This is a genomic window from Nocardioides abyssi (assembly GCF_030412915.1).
In the GTDB taxonomy this organism is placed as follows: Bacteria; Actinomycetota; Actinomycetes; order Propionibacteriales; family Nocardioidaceae; genus Nocardioides; species Nocardioides abyssi.
In genome coordinates this window covers 1-215 of record NZ_JAUHJR010000302.1, presented here as the reverse complement: position 1 = coordinate 215, position 215 = coordinate 1, and the positions used below count along the sequence as shown (strand labels likewise).

The 215-nt window shown below is 78.6% G+C and carries 1 pseudogene; it reads left to right on the top strand.

What is annotated here, in order from left to right:
- Nucleotides 1–215, top strand: a pseudogene (locus QWY29_RS20815) (3-methyladenine DNA glycosylase); the annotation flags it as partial.

The window sequence follows — 215 nt, the reverse complement described above, 5'->3', positions numbered from 1 at the left end:
GCGACGCGGCCGAGCACGCCTCGCTCACGGGGTACGCCGCCGGGCCCGGCGCGGACGGCGTCGTCGCCGTGGACCCGGCGTACGTCGCCTCGCAGCGGCCGCGGCTCGCCTCGCTGCGCGCGCTGCTCGCCGCCACCGCGGGCCGGGCCGCGAACTTCGGGTGCTTCGGGCTGCACGAGTGGGCGATGGTCTACCGGCTCTCCGAGGACGAGACC